The sequence below is a fragment of the Streptomyces ardesiacus genome, assembly GCF_003112575.1.
GTDB classification, from domain to species: domain Bacteria; phylum Actinomycetota; class Actinomycetes; order Streptomycetales; family Streptomycetaceae; genus Streptomyces; species Streptomyces ardesiacus.
Genome location: NZ_BEWC01000002.1, coordinates 342,041 through 363,739, shown reverse-complemented (window position 1 = coordinate 363,739; position 21,699 = coordinate 342,041). Strand labels below are relative to the sequence as shown.

Sequence of the window (21,699 nt, the reverse complement as noted above, 5' to 3'; positions counted from 1 at the left end):
GCCACACGCGTTGGCTACGGTGCGGGGCAGGCCGCCCGACCCCCACCGGCGAACCCCGCCGGGCCGTGCGGCCTCCGCCGAGTCCGGCCCTGCCCGCGCGGCACCCGGAGCCGGGGACCCACCGAGACCTTGGGGTGAATCGGCCGCACCGCCCTCGGCGAGACGCGAGGGCGGGCCGCCGTAGGGCAACCCTTCCGACCCACCGCCCGAACCCGACAGCTAACCCGGTAGGCGGACCACTGGAAGGAGTCGCCTCCTTGGCGTCGCACCGCAAGTCGCGTCCCACCGGTGTCCGCGTGGCGGGCATACGGACCCCGGCCCTCGCCACCGCGGCCCTCACCTCCGTCGCCCTGCTGTCCCAGACGGCCCACGCCACGCCCTCGGACGACCGGCCGACCCTCGAAGAGGTCCAGAAGAAGGTCGACGACCTCTACCGCCAGGCCGGTTCGGCGACCGAGAAGTACAACGCGGCCAAGGAGAAGACCTCCAAGCAGCGCAAGAAGGTCGACGACCTCCTCGACGACGTGGCCCGGCGCACCCAGAAGCTCAACGACGCGCGCGACGAGCTGGGTTCCTTCGCGTCCGCCCAGTACCGCACGGGCGCCTCGGTCCCGGAGACCGCGACCCTCCTGCTCGCGGACTCGCCGCAGGACTACTTCGACCAGAACCAGCTCATGGACCGGCTCACCGGCCGGCAGAAGAGCGCCGTCGACGACTACGTCACCCAGCAGTCCGAGACGATGAAGAAGCGGCGGGAGGCCACCGAGAGCCTCGAGACGCTCACCGCCTCGCAGAACGACCTGAGGACGGCCAAGGCGACCGTCCAGAAGAAGCTGGCCACCGCGCGGGAGCTGCTGTCGGAGCTGACCGCCGAGGAGAAGGCCCGGCTGGCGGCGATCGAGAAGAAGAAGCAGGAGGAGGCCGAACGCAAGGCCGCCGAGCTGGCGAAGAAGCAGGAGGCCGAGCGCGAACGGCAGGCGGAGGCCGCCCGGAAGCAGGAGAGCGGCACCGGATCCCCGGGAACCTCCACCGGCACGGGTTCCTCGGGCCCGTCGACGCCGGAGACCTCGAACGGCACCCAGGCCGAGAAGGCGATCGCCTTCGCCCGCGCCCAGATCGGCAAACCGTACGTCTGGGGCGCCACGGGCCCCGGCTCCTACGACTGCTCGGGCCTGACCCAGGCCGCCTGGAAGGCCGCGGGCGTGACGCTGCCGCGCGTCACCTACGACCAGGTCAACGCCGGCACGACCGTCCCCGTCTCCCAGGCACAACCCGGTGACCTCGTCTTCTTCTACGACGACATCAGCCACGTCGGCCTGTACATCGGCGACGGCATGATGATCCACGCCCCGAAGCCGGGCGCGTACGTCCGCGAGGAGTCGATCTTCTACGACGGGGAGTCGTCCATCTACAGCGTGGTGCGCCCGGCCTGATCGGTACGGGTCTCTAGCATCGGCGGCATGTCATCGGCCACCCATCCCTCCGCGCTGCGCACCTGGTGGGCGCAGCGTCCACCGGCGGCCGGTGCCGCGGTGATGGCGACCGGCATCGTGTCGGTCGCCCTGCATCTGACGGGCCACGAGGTCCTGTCCCGGATCGCCCTGGCCCTGGCCTGTGTCGCCTGGCTGACCCTGGCGGCGAACTTCGTCCACCTGCTGCTCGCGGACCGGACGCAGTGGACGGAGCGGGCCGGGACGCCGGGTGCGCTGACCGCCGTCGCCGCGACGACCGTGGTCGGCACCCGTTTCTCGCTGCTCGGCTGGTCGCTCCTGGCGGCGGTGCTGCTGGGGCTGGCGGCCCTGCTGTGGCCGTGGCTGCTGTTCCTGGTGGTGCGGCACTGGGGGCGGCGGATGCCCGGGGCGGTGTTCCTGGGCTGCGTGGCCACGGAGGGGCTCGCCGTGCTCGCCGCGACGCTGTCCGCGGCCACCTCGACGCCGTGGCTGGCGCACGCGGCGCTGCTGCCGTTCTGGCTGGGGATCGTGCTCTATCTGATCGCGCTGTTCCGCTTCGACCTGCGGCAGGTGGCCCGGGGCTCCGGGGACCACTGGGTGGCCGGCGGCGCGCTCGCCATCTCGGCCCTCGCCGGGGCCAAGCTGCTCGCGGCGGCGGGGACCGGCATGTACCTGTGGAACGGCGACGACCAGGCCGTCCTGCACGACCTGACCGTGTTCCTGCTCGCCCTCGACCTGGCCTGGTACGCCGTGCTCCTGGCCGCCGAGATCGCCTGGCCCCGTCCGCGCTACGACGTACGCCGCTGGTCGACGGTCTTCCCGCTCGGCATGACGGCGGCGGCGACGCTGTCGGTGGCCGCCGCCGTCGACGTCCCGTGGCTGGACGCGCCCGGCCGGGCGCTGACGTGGATCGCGGTGGCCGGGTGGCTGGCGGTCGCGGCGGGGGCGGCCGTACGGGCCCGGACCGAGCTGCGGTCCGCGCGGGCGGACGCGGGAGCGGTCAGGTCCACAGCACCGCGATGAAGACGTTGACCAGGGTCAGCACGCCCACCAGGCCGAACAGCGGCTTGTCCACCTTCTCCTCGTCGCGCTTCACGTAGACCAGGCCGAGGATCACGATCAGCACGGCGAGCTTCACGCCGATCTTGACGTTGTCGACGGAGTAGTCCTGGGCCTGGTTGAGGCCGACCAGGACCGCCCCGGTGACCAGCATCGTCAGCGCGCCGTGCAGCATCGCGGGGGTGAACCGGGCCGCGCCCCGGCCCATCGCCTTCATCTGGGTCAGGAAGCCGCCGAGCAGGGCGGCGATGCCGATGATGTGCAGACCGACGAAGATGTGGATGAGTACGTCCATGGGGCCGGAGCCTAATGAGCGCCGGAAAGCGCCCGGACACCGGCCTGCCCCGGCACCCCCATAACAGCTCCCGCGCCCCGCGCGCCCACGGTCCGGCACATCGGTCATCACCCTGTGTGAAGAGGGCGGGCCCTGGAGCAGCCGGCGATCACTTGCGGTCGCCGCGCGATCTGGTCCCGCCACTTCCGCGCATCCCGTCACCGGACCGTTACCGACCCGCCTAGCGTCCTGGCCCAGGCAGCCGGAGCGGACCGGAGCCGACCCGGCGGGCGCCGGAGTCGAGTCGTACGGAAGGACGTGGATCGCAGGTGGGAACGCACCGCAGGCCCCGACGGCGCGCGACGGGCGGCGGCAGAGCCCGTACGGCGGCCACGATCACCCTCGCGGGCGCGGCCACCGCGACGGGGCTGGGCGGGACCGTGCACGCCGATCCGCAGCCGACGGCGGCGCAGGTCCGGGCCAAAGTGGACCAGCTCTACCAGGAGGCCGAGGCGGCCACGGAGAAGTACAACGGCGCGAAGGAGAAGGCCGACGCCGCCGAACGGCGCCTGGAGAAGCTGCGGGACGAGGCCGCCCGCAAGGAGGACCGGCTGAACTCGGCGCGGGAGGCGCTCGGTTCGGTCGCGGCGGCGCAGTACCGCAGCGGCGGCCTGGACCCGGCGCTGCAACTGGCACTCTCCTCCGACCCGGACCGGTATCTCGACGGCGCCGCCTTCGCCGAGCGCGCGGGCAGCCGGCAGAAGGCGACGGTGGGCCACGTGCGCGAGGAACTCCGCGACATCCAGCAACTGCGCGGCGCCGCCCGCATCGAGGTGACCTCGCTGAAGTCGCGCCGTGCGGAGCTGAAACGCCACCGCGAGACCGTCACCGGCAAGCTGGCCGAGGCCCGCCGCCTGCTGTCCCGGCTGACCGTCCAGGAACGCACCGGCGCCGGTGAGGGAGCAGGCAACCGTGCCTCCCGCGCCTCTTCACCCGGCCCCAGGGAGGGTCTGTCCGCCTCCGCCCAGGCCCCCAACTCCCGCGCGGCGGCGGCCGTCGCCTACGCCTACCAGAAGCTCGGCAGCCCCTACGTGTGGGGCGCCACCGGCCCGAACGCCTTCGACTGCTCGGGCCTCACCCAGGCCGCCTACCGCGCCGCGGGCGTCTCCCTCCCCCGCACGACCTACGCCCAGATCGGCGCGGGCCGCCGCGTCTCCCGGTCCGAACTCCTCCCCGGCGACCTGGTCTTCTTCTACTCCGGCATCAGCCACGTCGGCATCTACGTCGGCAACGGCCGGATGATCCACGCCCCGAACCCGTCGGCACCGGTGCGCGTCGCCCCGGTCGACGAGATGCCGTTCGAGGGAGCTGCGCGGGTGGTGTGAGAGGCGCCGGCCGCGGCACCGGTCACACCAGCCGTCGGGCCGTCGCCCACCGTGTCAGCTCGTGCCGGTTGGAGAGCTGGAGCTTGCGCAGGACCGCCGAGACGTGGGACTCGACCGTCTTCACCGAGATGTAGAGCTGCTTGGCGATCTCCTTGTACGCGTAGCCGCGGGCGATCAGGCGCAGCACCTCGCGCTCGCGCTGGGTGAGCCGGTCGAGGTCCTCGTCGACCGGAGGGGCGTCGGTGGAGGCGAACGCGTCGAGGACGAAGCCGGCCAGGCGCGGGGAGAAGACGGCGTCGCCCTCCTGGACCCGGAAGACCGAGTTGACCAGGTCCGTGCCGGTGATGGTCTTCGTGACGTAGCCGCGGGCGCCGCCGCGGATGACCCCGATCACGTCCTCCGCCGCGTCCGAGACGGAGAGGGCGAGGAAGCGGACGGGCCGCTCGGTGTCGCTCATCAGGGGGGCGCAGCGGCGCAGCACCTCGACCCCGCCGCCGCCGGGGAGGTGGACGTCGAGGAGTACGACCTCGGGGCGGGTCGCGGTGATGACGGTGACCGCCTGGTCGACGTCGGCGGCCTCGCCGACGACCTCGACGCCGGTCTCGGCGGTCTGGCCGATCTCGGCCTGGACGCCGGTGCGGAACATGCGGTGGTCGTCGACGAGCACCACGCGCACCCGGCGCTCCCCCGCGCCGTCTCCGGCAGGCTGCGCGGGCCGGGCCGCCTCGCCCGCTCCCGCCGTTCCGTTCGCCTCGGTCGGGTCGCTCATGACGTCTTCTCCGCCCTCTCCATTTCCAGTTCGACCTCCGTGCCGCCGTCCGGCACGGCGCGCAGCCGCGCCGTACCGCCGTTGCGCTCCATGCGGCCGATGATCGATTCTCTGACGCCCATGCGGTCGGCGGGTATCGAGTCGAGGTCGAAGCCGGGGCCGCGGTCCCGGACGGACACGAAGACCGTCCTGCCCTCGACTTCGGCGAAGACCTGTACGGCGCCGCCCTCGCCACCGTACTTGGCCGCGTTCACCATCGCTTCGCGCGCGGCCTGCATCTGTGCGCTGGTCCTCTCGTCGAGCGGGCAGTCGCCGACGACGACCACCTCGAGGGGGACGCCGTGCTTGTCCTCGACCTCCGCGGCGTTGCGCCGGACGGCCTCGGCGAGGGTGGTGGGCTCGTCGTCCTCGTCCTTGCCGTTGCCCTCGGGCTTGTAGAGCCAGGCGCGCAGGTCGCGCTCCTGGGCCCGGGCCAGGCGGCGCACCTCCCCCGCGTTCTCCGCGCTGCGCTGGATCAGGGTCAGGGTGTGCAGCACCGAGTCGTGGACGTGGGCGGCGACCTCGGCGCGCTCCTGCGCACGGATGCGCATCAGCCGCTCCTCGGAGAGGTCCTGCGTCATCCGCACCAGGTAGGGACCGGCCAGGAGCGTTATCCCGACGAGGACGGCGAGGGCCGCCTGGAGGACCGAGCCGAGGTGGGCGGCGGATCCCTGGAGGACGAAGATGCCGGTGACGCCGGCCGTCACCAGCAGGACGCCTGCCACGGAACGCAGCAGGGTGACGGTGCGGCGGTGACGCCCCACCTCGGCCCAGCGGGCCCGGCGCGCGTTGTCCGCCTGGCGCCAGACGAGGGCGACGCCGGCGCCGACGAGCACGGTCGGCCAGAGGTAGGCCTTGGCCCCGCCGCCGAGGTCGACGTTGCCCACGAAGACCAGGGCCACGACGACCATGAGGAGCAGGGCGACCATCTGCCCCTTGTCCGGCTTGCGGGCGACGAGCCGGCGGCGGCCGTCGGGCGCGGTCTCGGAGGTGACGAGGGACGGGGGCTTCCGCGCCTCCACGCCCCCGACGCCCAGCGGCACGAAGAACCAGAAGGCCGCGTACAGCAGCGCGCCCAGACCGTCGGCCATGAACAGCCCGACGAAGGCGAACCGGACCCAGATGACGGGCAGCCCGAGATGCCCGGCGAGCCCCCGCGCCACGCCACCGAGCCAGCGTCCGTCGCTGCTGCGGTAGAGCTTGCGCGGCGGCCGCGGTTCGACGACGGGTGCTGCTGCGGCTTCCGGCATGACATCGATACTCACACGGGTGCGGGAGCCGGGGCATCAGGGTCGTTCCCCCACTCTCCCCTGATCTTCGAGCCGCGGAGGACGGCCGGGGGCTCGAACGCCTCCCGGGCCCGGAGTCAGGGCCGATATCAGGGTCCGACCAGGGTCGAACCGACTGCCGTCACGGCGCCGCGCCCGTCACCATGGACTCATGACAGATCACGAGCACGCCGCGACGGGTCCGGGACCCGGCTCCGGCCCGCGCCCCGCGCAGGGCGCCGGGCCGCGGGATGCCGCGCCCGCCGCGGACGCCGGCGCGGGCGGCTCGGGCTCCCCGTCCGACGCGGGCACCGCGGGCGGCGCGGACGCCCCCGGGCCGCCGCACCGGTTCCGGCGCGACCGGCGGCACAAGTCGCTCGCCGGTGTGTGCGCCGGCCTCGGGCGGCAGTGCGACCTGGATCCGGTGATCTTCCGGATCACGCTCGCCGTGCTCTCCGCGACCGGCGGCATCGGCCTCATCTTCTACGGCTTCGTCTGGCTCTTCGTCCCCTACGACGACGAGGAGGAGAACGAGGTGCGCAAGCTGCTGACCGGCCGGGTCGACGGCCAGGCACTGGCGGCCGTGCTCTTCGCCCTGGTCGGCTGCGGGATCTTCCTCACCATGCTGCGCAACGGCGGGGTGCTGACCTTCGCCGTGGTCCTCTCGCTCCTCCTCGCGGGCGCGGGCTACTGGTCGCGGCAGCGCAGGACGCCGGAACCGGACCCGCTCGCGGCCCAGGCCGCCGCCGACGCGCCGCCCGAGGCCAAGGCGCCCCCGATCATGTACACCTGGCCCTCCTGGTGGCGCGACCCGATCGTCAAGGACGGCACCCACGACGGCGGCACCGGATACATGTGGGGCCCGCCGGACCCCCTGGAGCGGGACGTCGCGGCGGCCGTCAACATCGGTCGCGGCATCCCGGGCCGCCGCGACCACAAGCTCGCGGACGACCGGTGCTCCCCATCCGCGCGGACACGCGGCCCCCACGGCATCGGCGGCTGGGTGTTCCTCCTCGCCCTGCTCGCCGGGTTCCTCGGGACCCGGCTGACCTGGGACCAGCACCCGCTCGGCGCCAGTCTGCAGACCGGCCTGGCGTGCGCGCTCGCCGTCTTCGGCCTCGGTATCGCGGTCAGCGCCTTCCTCGGACGTACGGGAGCCGGCTCGGTCTTCCTGGCGATCGTCACGGCGGGCCTGCTGGCCGCGTCGACCGCGGTGCCGGAGAACGTCGGCACCGAATGGGTGCGGACCACCTGGAAGCCCCTGGTGGCGGCCGACGTACGCGACCAGTACGAGGTGGGCGCGGGCAGCGGCACCCTCGACCTGTCCCGGCTGGACCTCGCCGAGGGGCAGACGGTGACCACCCGGGCGGAGGTGGGCATGGGCCGCATACGGGTCGTCGTGCCGCAGGACGTGACCGTGCTGCTGAGCGTCGAGGTGGGCGTGGGCGACATCCAGCTCCCCGGCGACGACGGGAAGGACGTGGACGTGGCACCGGGCAAGCACAAGGAGATCACCCTGCCCCCCGCCAAGGGCGGCAAGGACGCCGGCACCCTCGACCTGGACCTCCAGGTCGGCCTCGGCCAGGCGGAGGTGGCCCGTGCTGCGTCATAGGTTCCAGCCGGGACGCCTGGTGGCCGGTGTCTTCCTGATGCTGGCCGGGGTCGTCTACGCCGGCGACGGGAGCGGTCTGTGGGAGACGCCGTGGTACGTGCTGATCCCCCTCGTCAACGGCGGGCTCTGCATCGCGGCCGTGGTCGGGATGGTGGCCCGTGCCGCACACCGGCGCCGCGGCGCCCCGGGCGCCCCGGCCCCCGGCGAACCCCGGGCGGACGTCCCCCGCTGACTGCCCGGCGAACCCCGGGCGGACGTCCCCCGCTGACGGCCCGGCGCCCCTCGGACTACCGGTACCCGCCCGTCCGTTCCCGGCGCCGGGCGCGCAGCACGGCGTCCAGGGACAGCAGCGGGGCGCCGCCCAGGACGAGGGGGAGCCAGGCCATGAGGTAGGGGAGGTCGTTGCCGTAGTAGTAGGGGTCGGATGCCCAGCTCACCGTCAGCCACAGGCTGAGCGAGATCAGCGCACCGCCGAGCGCCGCGAGGCGGGTGAGGAGACCGAGCAGGGCACCGATGCCCACGGCCAGCTCGCCCAGGGCGATGGCGTAGCCGAAACCGGCGGGGCTCTTCAGGGCCAGGTCGACCAGGGCGGGGACGGCCGAGGAGTCACGGACCGCGCGCATCGTGTCGCCGACGGAACCGGCGCCCGCGTCCTTCATGAAGGCGCCGTCGAAGAGCTTGTCCAGACCGGCGTAGACGAAGGTGACACCGAGGAAGATCCGCAGCGGGAGGAGGGCGTACCGGGCGGCGCCGTCCCGCCGGTCCCCTCCGCCCCGGGTCCCGGGTGAGGTGTGGACATCCGTCCGCATCCCGTGCGTCATCACTGCCAGCCGCCTCTCGCCACGCGTGCCCGGACCCAGCCCCCTCACCAGACCATACGTACGAAGGGTGGGCGCCGCTCAAGCCTGCACAGCCGGTTTCTTGCTGTCGGTTCCGACAGGTTGCCGGTTCGGCCGGCCGCGCCCGGAGGGCGGTGCGAGGCGTCAGTCCGTCACGTCGATCGCGTAGCGGTTGGTCTCCGCGCCCGCGCCGGTGACCACCTGGACCTCCACCCGGCCCGGTTCGACGTCCGCCGGGACGGGGACCGTCAGCAGGTCGTCCGAGGGGTTGCTGAAGCCGCCCGTCACCGGCACCAGGGGGACGTGGACGTTGACCGCTCCGATGCGGACGACCATCCGGGAGAGCCGGTCCGCCCGCTGGGCGCCCGGCGGCACGAAGCCCGCGCCGCGGATCTCGATGTCGTCGCCGGTGCGGATCGGGGCGTCCAGGTCACCGGCCTCCCGGGCCCGGACCACGGAGAGGATCACCGGCCGGCCGCCCTCGGAGTACTTCCCGGCCAGGTACGTCGCCGCCGACACGAGGACCACCACCGCGAGGCCCCACGGCAGGTCGGGCAGTTGCTCCGGGCGCCGGGCCAGCCGTACCGCCGCGAACGCCAGGGCCACGGCGCTGATCACGACGTACTGGATGTCGGCGAAGGTCCCGCGGCCCGCGTCGTCGGTCAGCAGGTCGGAGGCGCCCGGCCGGTCGGCCCGTACCTTCTGCAGCCGCTGTCCCAGCACGCGGAGTCCGACCACCCGCCGCACCAGGACCGCGATCCCGCAGACCACCGCGAGGACGGTCACGGCACCCGCGCCCCGGGCGAGTTCGAGGCCGGAGATCAGCGCGTCCCGCCGGTCGTGGCCGGAGGCGACGGCCAGCTGCCCGGCCAGGACGAGCACCGCGTAGGCGACGAAGAGGACCCAGGCCGCCGCCACGGCACGTGAGGTGGACAGGCGGTTGTCCTCGCCGATGACCGGGGCCAGCGCCCCGCCCCGCGCCCGGTGGAACCAGGACGCCGCGGTCAGCGCGCCGGCGACCACCACGGCCGCCGCGAGCCCGGCGGTGCGCGCCGCCGACCAGCCCGCGCCGACCGCGGTCAGGGCCTGCCCGAGCAGCAGCAGGACGACCGCCGCCCACACGGCGGCCGTGGTGCGCCGGCCCAGCCCCGCGAGCCAGGCGTCGCCCTCGGCACGGCCGCGTTCGGCGACGGCTTCCGCGGACTGGGTCAGCTCCTCCGAGACCCACTGGCGGGAGGCGGAGGCCGAGTGGGCCACGGCGGCCGGCAGCCCCTGCCCGGCCGCGAACTCCTCCCGCCGCAGCAGGAACGCGGCGACCGCCCGGCGGTGCCCCTCGCGGGCGCCGTGCGGGCAGTCCCCGCAGGTGCAGCCACCGCCGTGCGCCGCCTCGTACGCGCCCTTGTCCGAGCCGCTCCCGCCTCTGGCCTCCTGCACCGCCACGCCCGACGCCCGCCTTCCCGCACCCTGTGAAAGAAACCGTCCGGAAACCCGGGAGCAGAGGGCCGTGGGAGCCGCTAAGTCCCTTGGGACGCAAGCGAATTGTGCCGTACCCCGGCCCGCCGTCGCCCGTTGCCCCGCCCTACGGGTGCTCAACGCGGGTGACACGCGCATCGCCGTGTTGACCCGCCCGTACCCGGGTCCCGCACGGCACGGCGCACCCGGCGGGCGGTTACCCGACAGAAGGTGTCGGTTTTCGGGGCCACACTCGCCGTATGACGTCAGGAACACCTGTGAGCGCACCCGTGGGCGCACCCGTGAACTGGGCCGGTTTCGCCGCCGCCGAACCCGCGCTGGCCCGCACCGCCGAGGCCCGCTTCGCCGCCTACACGCACCACGTCCTCGCCACCCTCCGCAAGGACGGCTCGCCCCGCACCACCGGTCTGGAGGTGCGTTTCCTGGGCGGCGAGCTGTGGCTCGGCATGATGCCGGGCTCGCTCAAGGCGCTCGACCTGCGCCGGGACGCCCGCTTCGCGCTCCAGGCGAACCCGGGGGACGGCACCGGCATGGGCGGCGGGGACGTGCGGATCACCGGGCGGGCGGTCGAGGTGGAGGACCCGGAGACCAAGGCCGGGTACGTGAAAGAGGTGGAACCGCCGGAGCCGTTCCACCTCTTCCGAACCGAGCTGACGGAGGTCGTGCGGACCTTCGTCGAGGACGACGCGCACCTCGTCCTGGAGATCTGGCAGCCCGGAAAGCCCCTGCGCACCGTCAGGCGCGCCTAGGACCTACTCCCACTCGATCGTCCCCGGCGGCTTCGACGTCACGTCGAGGACGACGCGGTTGACGTCCTTGACCTCGTTGGTGATGCGGGTCGAGATCTTGGAGAGCACGTCGTACGGCAGCCGGGACCAGTCGGCGGTCATGGCGTCCTCGGACGAGACCGGGCGCAGGACGATCGGGTGGCCGTAGGTGCGGCCGTCGCCCTGGACGCCGACGGAGCGGACGTCGGCCAGCAGCACCACCGGGCACTGCCAGATGTCGCGGTCGAGACCGGCCGCGGTCAGCTCCTCGCGGGCGATGGCGTCGGCCTCGCGGAGCAGGTCCAGCCGCTCCTTGGTGACCTCGCCGACGATGCGGATGCCGAGACCCGGGCCCGGGAAGGGCTGGCGCTGGACGATCTCGTCCGGCAGGCCCAGCTCCTGGCCGACCATCCGGACCTCGTCCTTGAACAGCTGGCGCAGCGGCTCGACCAGCTCGAACTCGATGTCGTCGGGGAGTCCGCCCACGTTGTGGTGGGACTTGATGTTGGCGGTGCCGGTGCCGCCGCCGGACTCGACGACGTCCGGGTAGAGCGTGCCCTGGACGAGGAAGGCGACCTCCGGGCCGTCCTCCTTCATGATCTCCAGCTGCGCCTGCTCGAAGACCCGGATGAACTCGCGGCCGATGATCTTCCGCTTCTCCTCGGGGTCGGACACCCCGGCGAGCGCCTTGAGGAACCGCTCCTCGGCGTCCACGACCTTCAGCTGGACGCCGGTCGCGGCCACGAAGTCCTTCTCGACCTGCTCGGTCTCGCCCTTGCGCATCAGGCCGTGGTCGACGTAGACGCAGGTGAGCTGGGAGCCGATGGCCTTCTGGACCAGGGCCGCGGCGACCGCGGAGTCCACGCCGCCGGACAGGCCGCAGATGGCGCGCTTGTCGCCGACCTGCTCGCGGATGGCCGCGACCTGCTCCTCGATCACGTTGCCCGTGGTCCAGTCGGGGCTCAGTCCGGCGCCGCGGTACAGGAAGTGCTCCAGCACCTGCTGTCCGTGCGTGGAGTGCATGACCTCCGGGTGGTACTGGACGCCGTAGAGCTTCTTCTCGTCGTTCTCGAAGGCGGCGACCGGGACGACGTCCGTGGAGCCGGTGACGGTGAAGCCCTCGGGGGCGGCGGAGCAGGCGTCGCCGTGCGACATCCACACGGCCTGCTCGGCCGGGGTGCCCTCGAAGAGGGTGGAGGACGGCTTGGAGACCACGAGGTCGGTACGGCCGTACTCACGGGCGCCGGAGTTGTCGACGGTGCCGCCGAGGGTCTGCGCCATGAGCTGGAAGCCGTAGCACATGCCGAAGACGGGGACACCGGCCTCGAACAGGGAGCGGTCGAGGGTCGGGGCGCCCGGCTCGTACACCGAGGAGGGGCCGCCCGAGAGGATGATGGCCGCCGGGTTCTTGGCGAGCATCTCCTCGACCGGCATGGAGCTCGGCACGATCTCGCTGTAGACCCGCGCCTCGCGGACACGGCGGGCGATGAGCTGGGCGTACTGCGCGCCGAAGTCGACGACCAGGACGGTGTCGGGGGCGGCGGCAGCGGGAGTCGCTGATGACACGGGGTGCCTTCCGGCGGTCGGGCGGGGGGCTTGTGCCCCCGATTCTACCGAGGTGGGCGGGTGCCCCGGCCCGCCGCCGGGTCCGGCCGACGGGTCTCACCATGCGAACCGGCTTGGACACCGACCGTCGCCGGGGCATACTGGGCCCCATGCGCAAGCACCAGACCTTCCTGTTTACCTATGGCAACCGGCCCACCGGCTGCCATGGTCGTGCTGCTTGAGCAACTGACAAGCGACTTCCCAGGCGCCCCGGGCCGACAAGGTCCGGGGCGCCTGGCGTTGACGGACCGTGCCGGTCCCGGGTGCCGCCACCCTTCGGCGAGGAGCCACCGACATGACCGTCACCGCAGCAGACAAGACCGGCGCCCACACCTCCGAGGCCGCGGACGTGATCACCGGCGCCCGGGAGCGCATCGACTCCCTGGACGACCGGATCATCGGGCTCATCCAGGAACGGATGGCCGTCTCCGCCGTCATCCAGGAGGCGCGGATCACCTCCGGCGGCCGGCGGGTGAACCTCTCGCGCGAGATGGAGGTGCTCGACCACTACCGGCAGGCGCTGGGCAAGCCGGGCACGGCGCTGGCCATGACGATGCTGGAGCTGTGCCGCGGGCGCGTGTGACCCGTCCCGGGGCGACGGTGCGACCGGGGGTCGCATCTGAGTTCGGCGTCTTCTCACCCGTACGGCGCGTGACCGGTGGACGAGCGGCTTCGTTGGTCCCGGTGTCCGTGTCAGCCAGGGGCGGGCCCGAAAGAACCACGCGTGGCTCGCTGGAGCGATGAGACGTACGGATCGTGCCGTGCGTCGTGGGACCTCGCTCCAGGAAGTGACCGGACGGCAGGGGACAGCAGCCCGGTCACCCAAGAGAACGGCCGGCCCCGGGGACGCCCGGGGCCGGCCGACGGGAACGGGTCCCACGTTCAGCACCGGCGTCCGGGCACCACGGGCGACCGGACAACACAGGCATCCAAGGCAAGCGGCGCGACCCCCCGGCGCCGCTCCCCCGGCGTCGGCGGCCGCCCTGCCGCCGGCGCCGGCCGAGAGGGAGGGCCCTGCGGGCCACGGTTCCGCGGGGCCCTTCGCCGTGCCGTCCGGCCCGCAGGTGCGTCACCGCCGTCGCAGCAGTGGTACCGGCCACAACCGTCATACGGGCACAGAAGTCACATGGGCCGCAGCAAGTCACACGAGTCGCAGCAGTCACACATGCCGCGGCAGTGACGCAGGCCACATAAGGATTCTGTGAAAACGAGGACAACCATTCACAGCTTTCGCTGATCACATCAGGCATGAAGCTTCGTCGCGCCCTGGCCGCAGCCGCCGTCACGGCGGTGGTCGCCCCCGCCGCGCTCCTCGCGGCCCCGTCCGCCCATGCGGCCGATGACGCGTCGGCGTCCCCGTCCGTGTCCCCGTCCTCCTCCGCCCCGTCGCCCGGCACGGACGGCGCGGACGAGACGGACGAACCCGCGAACGGGACCACCACCGACCCCGCTCCCGGCGACACGACGAGCAGCCCGACGGGCTCCCCGAGCGCGACGGAGGGGACGGACGAGGAGGAGCCCCCCGCCCCCGACGGCACGGAGCCGACCACGTCCGCCCCCGCGGACGCGGCACCGGCCACCACCGCGCCGGAGGCTCCGGAGACGACGGGGAGCCCGGAGGAGTCGGAGTCCCCGGACCCCGAGCCGTCCGTGTGCGAGGACACCAAGGTCGACGTCGACATCGAGGGCCTGCCCGGCGAGATCGCGGCGGGCAGCGGCTGGCACGAGTTCTCGCTGACCGTGGCGAACAACTCCGGTTCGACGCTGAAGAACCTCGAGTACCTGGCCGGCGCCTCCGCCGACGTCGACGGCGAGGAGCTGTTCGAGAGCGAGAAGGTCGCCCTCCAGGCCTGGAACCCCGAGGACGAGTCCTGGCAGGACCTCAGTGAACTCGGCTACGCGGTCGGATACATCGGCTACACCGACGAACTGGCCCCCGACTACGAGGTCGAGATCCCGATGCGGATCGACGTGCGGGCCGGCGCTCCGGTCGGCGCGGGCTTCACGCTCGGCGCGACGATCTACGGCGACGCGGACGGCGCGTGCACCGGCTTCGGCGACGTCGCCTACGAGTTCCGGATCGTGGCCCCCGGCACGGACACGGAGGGCACCAGGCCGCAGGAGGGCGGCAAGGCACCCGTCGCGCCGGTCGACGTCCGCGAGAAGCCGGCCGCCGGCGTCCCGCAGGTCACCGGGAGCCTCGCCTCGACCGGCTCCAGCTCGGCGCTGCCGGTGATCGGCCTCGCCGGCGGGCTCGCCGTACTCGTCGGCGGCGGCGCGGTGTTCGTGGTGCGGCGGCGCAGGGCCGGCTCGGACGCGTAACGGCCGCGACGGCGGCACGGCACAGGCTGGGTGGGTGGAACCCGCGCTCGGAGGGGGGTGCGGGTCCCACTCACCTTTTCGTTGCTCCGGAAGCCCGCCGACGGGCCGCCGACGAGCCGCCGACGAGCGGCTACTTCTTGGGCGGCACCGCGGGCACGTCCAGGAGCGGCAGCCGCAGCGCGCCGAAGGCCTTCTCCGGGACGGCCGGGGAGCGGGGCGCGACGGCGGCGAGACGTTCGTACCCGGTGCCCTGCGCGGGACGCGGGTCGCGCTCGCCCTTGTTGGGCCAGTACGACATCGCCCGCTCGGCCTGCGCCGTGATGGTCAGGGACGGGTTGACGCCGAGGTTGGCCGATACGGCGGCGCCGTCGACGACGGATATGCCGGGGTGGCCGTAGAGCCGGTGGTACGGGTCGATGACGCCGGTCTCGCGCGAGGCGCCGATGGGGCAGCCGCCGAGGAAGTGCGCGGTGAGCGGAGTGCCCATGAGTTCCCCGACGTTGGAGCCGGCGAAGCCGTTGATCTCGGCGGCGAGCGCGGAGGCGCCCTCGGTCGCGGCCCTGATCTGCTTGGGGTTGGGCGCGCCGTGGCCCTGGCGGGCGGTGAGCAGGCCCTTGCCGACCCCCGTCGGTTTCAGGTGCGTGGTCAGGGAGTTGTCCAGGGACTGCATGACCAGGCCGATGATGGTCCGCTCGGACCACTTGCGGTTGGACAGCGAACGCAGGACCAGCAGCGGGTGCTTGGCCGCGTGGCCGAGGAAGCCCAGGACGCGCGAGGCGCCCGAGGCGGTCTGCCCGGCGTAGGGGACCTGGAGGATGGACAGGCCGCCCATCGAGTTGGAGCCCTTGCCGTAACGCACCGGTTCGATGTGGGTGTTGGCGTCGGGGTGGATCGAGGACGTGATGGCGACGCCGCGCGTGAAGTCGGCCCGTGCCTCGCCGGTGGCGCTGCGGTAGCGCCGGTCGTCGGTCTGGGCGCCGACCAGCGCCTCGGAGTTGGTGCGGGTCAGCTCGCCGAGCCGGTCGGACATGTGGGGCAGTTGTCCGCCCGCCTTCATGCGGTGCAGCAGGGTCTGGGTGCCGTAGGTGCCGGCGGCTATGACGACGCGGCGGGCGGTGAAGGTGCGGCCCGCGTCCTTCTTCCGGCGGTTCCTGCGGTCGGTGGGGAGCGTGGCGACCGCGAACCCGCCGCGCGAGTCCTCGGTGACGGAGACGACCGTGGTCATCGGGTGGACGACCGCGCCGGCCTTCTCGGCGAGGTACAGGTAGTTCTCGTTGAGGGTGTTCTTCGCGCCGTGCCGGCAGCCGGTCATGCACTCGCCGCACTCGTTGCAGGCCCTGCGGTCGGGGCCCGCTCCGCCGAAGTACGGGTCGGGCACCCGCTCCCCGGGCCGGGCCTTCGCCCTGCCGTCGCCGTCCTCGCCGTCGCCGAAGAAGACGCCGACCGGCGCCATGTGGAAGGTGTCGCCGCAGCCCATCTTCTCGGCGGCGGCCTTCAGGTGGACGTCGGAGGGGGTCGTCGTCGGGTTGAGCCGGACGCCGAGCATGCGCCGGGCCTGGTCGTAGTACGGCGTCAGCTCCTCGTGCCAGTCGGTGATGTCGCGCCACTGGGGGTCGTCGAAGAAGGGCTTCGGCGGCACGTAGAGGGTGTTGGCGTAGTTGAGGGAGCCGCCGCCGACGCCCGCGCCTGCCAGGACCATGACATTCCCGAGCAGGTGGATGCGCTGGATGCCGAACATGCCCAGCCGTGGCGCCCAGAGGTAGTTCTTCAGGTCCCAGGAGTTCTTGGGCAGGGAGGCCCGGGTGAAGCGGCGCCCGGCTTCCAGGACGCCGACGCGGTAGCCCTTCTCGGTGAGGCGGAGGGCGGAGACGGAGCCTCCGAAGCCTGAGCCCACGACGACGACGTCGTAGTCGTACCCGTTCTCGTCCCGGGTCTGGACGGACTTCTCCTGCGACACGTGCTCTCCTCGTTGAGAACGGGTACGGGTGGCGGCTGCTCGGGTCGGCTCAGCGGAGGCGGAACGCCTTCATCAGCCGCAGGCTCCGGCTCATGAACGCCGCGTACTTCTCGTCGTCCATCCCCAGCGACGGCGCCATCGGCAGCAGGCGCTGGTGGGCGACCGTCTGGGCCTCGGTGTACTTGAGGATGCCCTCGGAGCCGTGCCGGCGGCCGAGGCCGGACTCCTTCATGCCGCCCATCGGGGACTGGACGCTGCCGTAGGCGGGTGCGTAGCCCTCGTTGATGTTGACGGTGCCGGTGCGCAGCCGGGCGGCGACCTCGCGGCCGCGCCGGGCGTCCTTCGTCCAGACCGAGGAGTTCAGCCCGTACGGCGTGGAGTTGGCGTGCTCGACGGCCTCCTCCTCGGTCGTGAAGCGGTACACGGAGACGACCGGGCCGAAGGTCTCCTCGGTGCACACGGTCATGGGCGCGGTGACGCCGTCGAGGATGGTCGGCTCGTAGAAGTACGGGCCGATGTCCGGGCGGGCGACGCCCCCGGCGACCAGCTTGGCGCCCCGCTCCACGGCGTCGGCCACGTGCGCCTTGACGGTCTCCAGCTGCCGCTCCCCCACCAGCGAGCCCATGTCGGCGCCGTAGGCGAGGGAGGTGCCCAGCCGCATGGCCCTGGTGCGGGCGGCGAAGCGGTCCAGGAAGGCGTCGGCGACGGACTCGTGGACGTAGAGCCGCTCGATGGAGATGCAGAGCTGGCCGGCGGAGGAGAAGCAGGCGCGGACGGCGCCCGCCGCGGCCTTCTCGACGTCGGCGTCCTCGAGGACCAGCATGGCGTTCTTGCCGCCGAGTTCGAGGGAGACGCCGACCAGGCGGGCGGCGGCGCCCTGGGCGACCTCGCGGCCGGTGCGGGTGGAGCCGGTGAAGGAGACGTAGTCGGCGTGCTTGACGACCTCGGGGCCGACCACGGGCCCCTCGCCGAGGACGACCTGGAAGACCTCGGCGGGCAGACCTGCCTCGACGAGCAGGTCACGGGCCCACAGGGCGGTGAGGCAGGTCTCGGTGTCGGGCTTCATGACGACCGCGTTGCCCGCGACGAAGGCCGGGAGCGCGTCGCCGACGGACAGCTCCAGGGGGTAGTTCCAGGGGGCGATCTGGCCGACGACGCCGCGCGGGTGGCGCAGCTCGGTGACCTTGGTGAGGGTCGGCACGGCGCCCGTGTGACGCTTGGGTCGCAGGTACGCGGGGGCCTTGCGGCCGTAGTGCCGGGCGGCGACGGCGACGGCCTGGACCTCCTCGTGGGCGTGCAGGCGGGCCTTGCCGGTCTCCAGCTGGATGAGGTCGAGGACCTCGGCCTGGCGTGCGAGGACCAGGTCGTGGAAGCGGAGCAGGACGGCGGCGCGCTGCCGTACCGGAGTGCGGGCCCAGACGGCCTGCGCGGCGCGGGCCCGCTCGAAGGCGCCGGCCACGTCCTCGGGCGTCGACTCGGGCAGGTCGGCCAGCTTCTCGCCGGTGAAGGGGGTGTGGTTGGCGGTGCGGCCGGACCCGGCCACGCCCTTGGTGAGCCGGGCGACCAGCTCGGGCGTGACCACGTCGGCAGCGGTGCGGGCGCCCTCCGGGGCGGGGGCGAGGGGATTCGTGCCGGTGAGTTCCGGGGCCTGCGCGTCCGTCATGGCCGCAGGGTATGACGTCGGGCGCACTTTGTGTACCCGTCGGTAACAGGGATTCACCGTGCTTCACCGAGCGCTCACACGACGCCAGTGATCGCTGGCAACAAACCCGCTGATCAGGGCGTTACGCCGAAGGACCGACGGCCTTGTCGACCTCCCAGTTGGCGATCACCGTCCGGGCGATCTCCCGTGCCTCGTCGGCGAAGTACCCCTCGCGCGGGTAGTCGACGGACACCTTGCACATGTCGCCGTTGCCGGTCCGGTAGTACAGGATGTGGAACTCGCGGGCGCGGGGGTTCTGGGTGTCCGCGGTCGTGTACTCGATGACGTTCTCGGCGGCCTTCTCGCCCTTGTACTCCGTCTCGCTCGGCTCGCCCTTGGGCGCGGGGTCGGCGGCGAAGCCCAGGGAGTAGTCGCCGTCCTTGAGCGTCTCCCAGTCCGCCCAGGCGTTGGCGCCGGCGGTGTCCGGGATCTTGTCGTCCACGTCGTCGGCCTTGACGTCCCGGTCCACGAGGACGGTGACGGCGCCGCTCGGGTCGGTGAACGTCTCGTTGGTGCCGTCCCAGTCGTCCGGGTGCTTCACCTTCACGAACTCGGCGGGCACCGCGAGGCTCATGCCCACCTTGCCGTCGAGCTCGTGCTGCTCCCAGCCCTTGGGCAGGGAGCCCGCGAAGGGGTCGGCGACCACGAGGTACGACGCCACCGCCGCCGCGACGACGACCGCGCCGAGGGTGATCCAGGCGTTGCGGCCCAGCCGCACGCTCCAGCGGGAGGCGGGCGCCGCCCCCGGCCCCTGGGCTCCCTGGGCTCCCTGGGCTCCCTGGGCTCCCTGGGCTCCCTGGGCTCCCTGGGGACCCTCGGCCCGGACCACCTGGGTGGGCTGCGGCGCGGGCGGGTTCGCGGCGGCGTCCAGCAGGGCGCGGACCCGGGCGGCGTCCGGGCGGCGCGCCGGGTCCTTGTCCAGCAGGCCGGTGATCACCTCGGCCAGCGGACCCTGCGCGGAGGCGGGCGGCGCGGGCGTGGCGTTGAGCACCGACTGGAGCGTGGCGGGGGTGTTGCTGCGCCGGAACGGCGAGACGCCCTCCGTCGCCGCGTACAGCACCACGCCCAGCGACCACAGGTCGCTCGCCGGTCCCGGGCGCTGGCCCAGCACCCGCTCCGGGGCGATGTACTCGGGCGAACCGACGAAGCCGCCGGTGTCGGTCAGGCTGGTCTCGCCCTCGATCTGGGCGATGCCGAAGTCGGTGAGGACGACCCGGTCGTACCGGCCGAGCAGCACGTTGTCCGGCTTCACGTCCCGGTGCAGGACACCGGCGGCGTGCGCGGCCTCCAGCGCGCCCAGCACCTCCAGGCCGATCCGGGCGGCCTCGCGCGCGCCCAGGGTGCCCTCCTGGAGGACGTCGCCGAGCGAACGCCCGTGCACGAGCTCCATCACGATCCACGGCTGCCCGTCCACGACCGCCACGTCGTGCACCTCGACCACCGCGGGATGGTCGAGCCGGGCGGCGGCGCGTGCCTCACGGCGCATCCGTTCGAACGCGTTGTCCCGTTCGCGTTCGGGAAGGTGGTCGGGGACGCGGGGTTCCTTGACGGCCACCTCGCGGTCCACGGTCTCGTCCTTGGCCCGCCACACCGTGCCCATGCCGCCGTGCCCGAGCTTGGAGATCAGCCGGTACCGTCCGGCGATGAGCCGCCCGGCCCCCGGCTCCCGCACGGCGGCGGGGGGCGCCGCCGGAGCGGGCGACGGAGCCCCGGCTCCGGACGGTCCCCCGGGCGGGGCCGGCGAGGGCGACGGCACGACCTGGGTCGGCGCCGCGTACGGATGGCCCGGACGGGGCACGGCGGCAGCCCGGTTCGGCGGTTGCAGGTCAAAACTCGTCGGCTCGTCCGGGCCTCTGCGCGGTCCCCCGTTGCTGCTCATGGGTCCATCCATATCGCGCCGGACGCGCTACTTTCCACCGTGGGTGCGCGCGGTCACAGACCCGTGACGCGGGTTGCCGCTTATCTCCCTTTTAGGTGCCGGATCCGGGCGCGGACGGGGACACCGGTCCCGTCGTCGGCGTCCCGGTCGGCGCGGGCGTCGGCTCCGCCGTCGGCGTCACCGGCACCGTGGTCGCCGGTGCACCGCCCCCGTCGCCGCCCCGGTCCGCCAGCAGCGCGGCGGCCGACACCCCGGCGCCCGCCGCGGCGACGACCAGCAGCGCGGCCGTGAGCACGGTCCGCTTCGCGCTCCACCGCGCACGCGGGGGCCCGCCGGCCGCCGCTGCCGCCGCCGGGGTCGCGGGCGTACGGCCGGTGCTGAGGAAGGCGCGCAGCATCCGCTGCGCCGACACCGCGTCCAGCCGCCGCCGCGGATCGCGCTCCAGCAGGCCCCGTACGACCGGCAGGAGCGGTCCGGCCTGCGCGGGCGGGCGGATCTCCTCGGTGACCACGGCGTGCAGGACACCGCCCAGCGAGTCGCGGTGGAAGGGCGAGGCGCCGCTGAGGACCGCGCACAGCAGCACACCCAGCGACCACAGGTCGGACTCCGGGCCGGTCCCGGCCCCGGACATCCGCTCCGGGGCGGTGTACTCGGGGGAACCGACGAACGAACCGTTCTCGGTGAGCGTGGTGGAGCCCGCGACCTGCGCCACGCCGAAGTCGGTGAGGACGACCCGGCCGTCCTCGGCCAGCAGCACGTTCGACGGCTTCACGTCCCGGTGCAGGATCCCCGCCGCGTGGGCCGTGTCCAGGGCGTCGAGCAGCGCGATGCCGATGCGGGCCGCCTCGGCGGCGTCGACGGGGCCGAGGCCGAGCACGCGGTCGGCGAGCGAGCCGCCGTCGACCAGTTCCATGACCATGTACGCGCGTGCGTCGTCCTCGACCACGTCGTGCACGACGATGACGTGCGGATGCCGCAACTGCGCGACCGCGCGGGCCTCGCGCAGGGTGCGCTCACGGCGCCGCCGGGCCTCGGCCGCGGAGAGGGACTCGTCGAGGGGCAGCGCCTTCACGGCCACTTCACGGCCGAGCAGTTGGTCGGTGGCCCGCCACACGATGCCCATGCCGCCGCTGCCGAGCCGCTCGTGGAGCCGGTACCGGCCCGCGATGACACGCCCGCCCGCCCCCTCGGTCACCATGCGTCCCATCATGCCCCACCGGACGCACCGGCTCCGGGCCGCTGTCACACGGGTGGCCGACAACCGACGGGTACGGGCACGCCGTTGCGGCCCGGCACGG

At 73.3% G+C, this 21,699-nt stretch carries 18 protein-coding genes and 1 riboswitch; of the genes, 8 read left to right on the top strand and 10 right to left on the bottom strand.

Features of this window, described 5'->3' with window-relative positions:
* Window positions 1-65 precede the first annotated feature (65 nt).
* Window positions 66-251: riboswitch (cyclic di-AMP (ydaO/yuaA leader) on the top strand.
* A 6-nt stretch (window positions 252-257) separates the two neighbouring features.
* The gene (locus Sdi02f_RS08695; protein WP_030400296.1) at window positions 258-1,433 is read left to right on the top strand and encodes a C40 family peptidase; all 1,176 of its coding nucleotides are present in this window, start codon (window positions 258-260) and stop codon (window positions 1,431-1,433) included.
* Window positions 1,434-1,460: 27 nt separating this feature from the next.
* Entirely contained in the window at window positions 1,461-2,474 is a 1,014-nt protein-coding gene (locus Sdi02f_RS08690; protein ID WP_030400295.1) for a tellurite resistance/C4-dicarboxylate transporter family protein, read from the top strand.
* Here Sdi02f_RS08690 and Sdi02f_RS08685 read toward each other — a convergent pair.
* Window positions 2,452-2,805, bottom strand: coding sequence for a membrane protein (locus Sdi02f_RS08685; protein WP_030400294.1), 354 nt, complete (start codon window positions 2,803-2,805; stop codon window positions 2,452-2,454). The genes Sdi02f_RS08690 and Sdi02f_RS08685 overlap by 23 nt on opposite strands.
* A 308-nt stretch (window positions 2,806-3,113) precedes the next feature.
* On the opposite strand from Sdi02f_RS08685, the gene Sdi02f_RS08680 reads away from it, so the two are divergent.
* Window positions 3,114-4,169 (top strand): C40 family peptidase, encoded by a 1,056-nt coding sequence (locus tag Sdi02f_RS08680; RefSeq protein ID WP_108933041.1) that lies wholly within the window; start codon window positions 3,114-3,116, stop codon window positions 4,167-4,169.
* A 22-nt stretch (window positions 4,170-4,191) separates the two neighbouring features.
* Here the strand turns inward: Sdi02f_RS08680 and Sdi02f_RS08675 are convergent, their stop codons facing one another.
* Window positions 4,192-4,938, bottom strand: a complete 747-nt coding sequence (locus Sdi02f_RS08675) for a LuxR C-terminal-related transcriptional regulator (RefSeq protein WP_108933040.1) — start codon at window positions 4,936-4,938, stop codon at window positions 4,192-4,194.
* The gene (locus Sdi02f_RS08670; protein WP_031083199.1) at window positions 4,935-6,227 is read right to left on the bottom strand and encodes an ATP-binding protein; all 1,293 of its coding nucleotides are present in this window, start codon (window positions 6,225-6,227) and stop codon (window positions 4,935-4,937) included. Before Sdi02f_RS08670 ends, Sdi02f_RS08675 begins: the two co-directional genes overlap by 4 nt.
* Window positions 6,228-6,417: 190 nt before the next feature.
* Between Sdi02f_RS08670 and Sdi02f_RS08665 the strand changes: the two genes are divergently transcribed.
* Both Sdi02f_RS08665 and Sdi02f_RS08660 read left to right on the top strand, forming a co-directional pair.
* A complete protein-coding gene (locus Sdi02f_RS08665) occupies window positions 6,418-7,857 on the top strand; it encodes a PspC domain-containing protein (RefSeq protein WP_053662869.1) in 1,440 nt (479 codons plus the stop codon).
* Window positions 7,844-8,089 carry a hypothetical protein gene (locus Sdi02f_RS08660; RefSeq protein WP_108933039.1) on the top strand — a complete coding sequence of 82 codons (246 nt, stop codon included), beginning with the start codon at window positions 7,844-7,846 and terminating at the stop codon, window positions 8,087-8,089. Before Sdi02f_RS08665 ends, Sdi02f_RS08660 begins: the two co-directional genes overlap by 14 nt.
* A 55-nt stretch (window positions 8,090-8,144) precedes the next feature.
* Here Sdi02f_RS08660 and Sdi02f_RS08655 read toward each other — a convergent pair whose 3' ends face one another.
* Entirely contained in the window at window positions 8,145-8,678 is a 534-nt protein-coding gene (locus tag Sdi02f_RS08655; RefSeq protein WP_174843322.1) for a DoxX family protein, read from the bottom strand.
* Between the two features lie 162 nt (window positions 8,679-8,840).
* On the bottom strand, window positions 8,841-10,136 hold the full coding sequence (locus Sdi02f_RS08650; protein ID WP_108933038.1) for a hypothetical protein: 1,296 nt from the start codon (window positions 10,134-10,136) through the stop codon (window positions 8,841-8,843).
* 314 nt (window positions 10,137-10,450) lie between these two features.
* Between Sdi02f_RS08650 and Sdi02f_RS08645 the strand changes: the two genes are divergently transcribed.
* Window positions 10,451-10,918 (top strand): pyridoxamine 5'-phosphate oxidase family protein, encoded by a 468-nt coding sequence (locus Sdi02f_RS08645; protein ID WP_030400286.1) that lies wholly within the window; start codon window positions 10,451-10,453, stop codon window positions 10,916-10,918.
* Between the two features lie 3 nt (window positions 10,919-10,921).
* On the opposite strand, the gene guaA is transcribed toward Sdi02f_RS08645, so the two are convergent.
* Complete coding sequence (guaA, locus tag Sdi02f_RS08640; protein WP_030400285.1) at window positions 10,922-12,502, bottom strand: glutamine-hydrolyzing GMP synthase; 1,581 nt, start codon at window positions 12,500-12,502, stop codon at window positions 10,922-10,924.
* 334 nt (window positions 12,503-12,836) lie between these two features.
* Between guaA and Sdi02f_RS08635 the strand changes: the two genes are divergently transcribed.
* Together Sdi02f_RS08635 and Sdi02f_RS35835 are read left to right on the top strand one after the other, a co-directional pair.
* Entirely contained in the window at window positions 12,837-13,124 is a 288-nt protein-coding gene (locus Sdi02f_RS08635) for a chorismate mutase (RefSeq protein WP_031083202.1), read from the top strand.
* Window positions 13,125-13,789: 665 nt separating this feature from the next.
* On the top strand, window positions 13,790-14,863 hold the full coding sequence (locus Sdi02f_RS35835) for an LPXTG cell wall anchor domain-containing protein (protein WP_167458143.1): 1,074 nt from the start codon (window positions 13,790-13,792) through the stop codon (window positions 14,861-14,863).
* 130 nt (window positions 14,864-14,993) lie between these two features.
* Here the strand turns inward: Sdi02f_RS35835 and Sdi02f_RS08620 are convergent, their stop codons facing one another.
* From Sdi02f_RS08620 to Sdi02f_RS08605, 4 genes are all read right to left on the bottom strand, one after another.
* On the bottom strand, window positions 14,994-16,820 hold the full coding sequence (locus tag Sdi02f_RS08620) for a GMC family oxidoreductase (protein ID WP_108933036.1): 1,827 nt from the start codon (window positions 16,818-16,820) through the stop codon (window positions 14,994-14,996).
* A 49-nt stretch (window positions 16,821-16,869) separates the two neighbouring features.
* Window positions 16,870-18,483, bottom strand: coding sequence for a succinic semialdehyde dehydrogenase (locus tag Sdi02f_RS08615; RefSeq protein ID WP_053638547.1), 1,614 nt, complete (start codon window positions 18,481-18,483; stop codon window positions 16,870-16,872).
* A gap of 121 nt (window positions 18,484-18,604) precedes the next feature.
* On the bottom strand, window positions 18,605-20,401 hold the full coding sequence (locus tag Sdi02f_RS08610; RefSeq protein ID WP_167458142.1) for a serine/threonine-protein kinase: 1,797 nt from the start codon (window positions 20,399-20,401) through the stop codon (window positions 18,605-18,607).
* 91 nt (window positions 20,402-20,492) lie between these two features.
* A complete protein-coding gene (locus tag Sdi02f_RS08605) occupies window positions 20,493-21,608 on the bottom strand; it encodes a serine/threonine-protein kinase (RefSeq protein ID WP_051783255.1) in 1,116 nt (371 codons plus the stop codon).
* Window positions 21,609-21,699 lie beyond the last annotated feature (91 nt).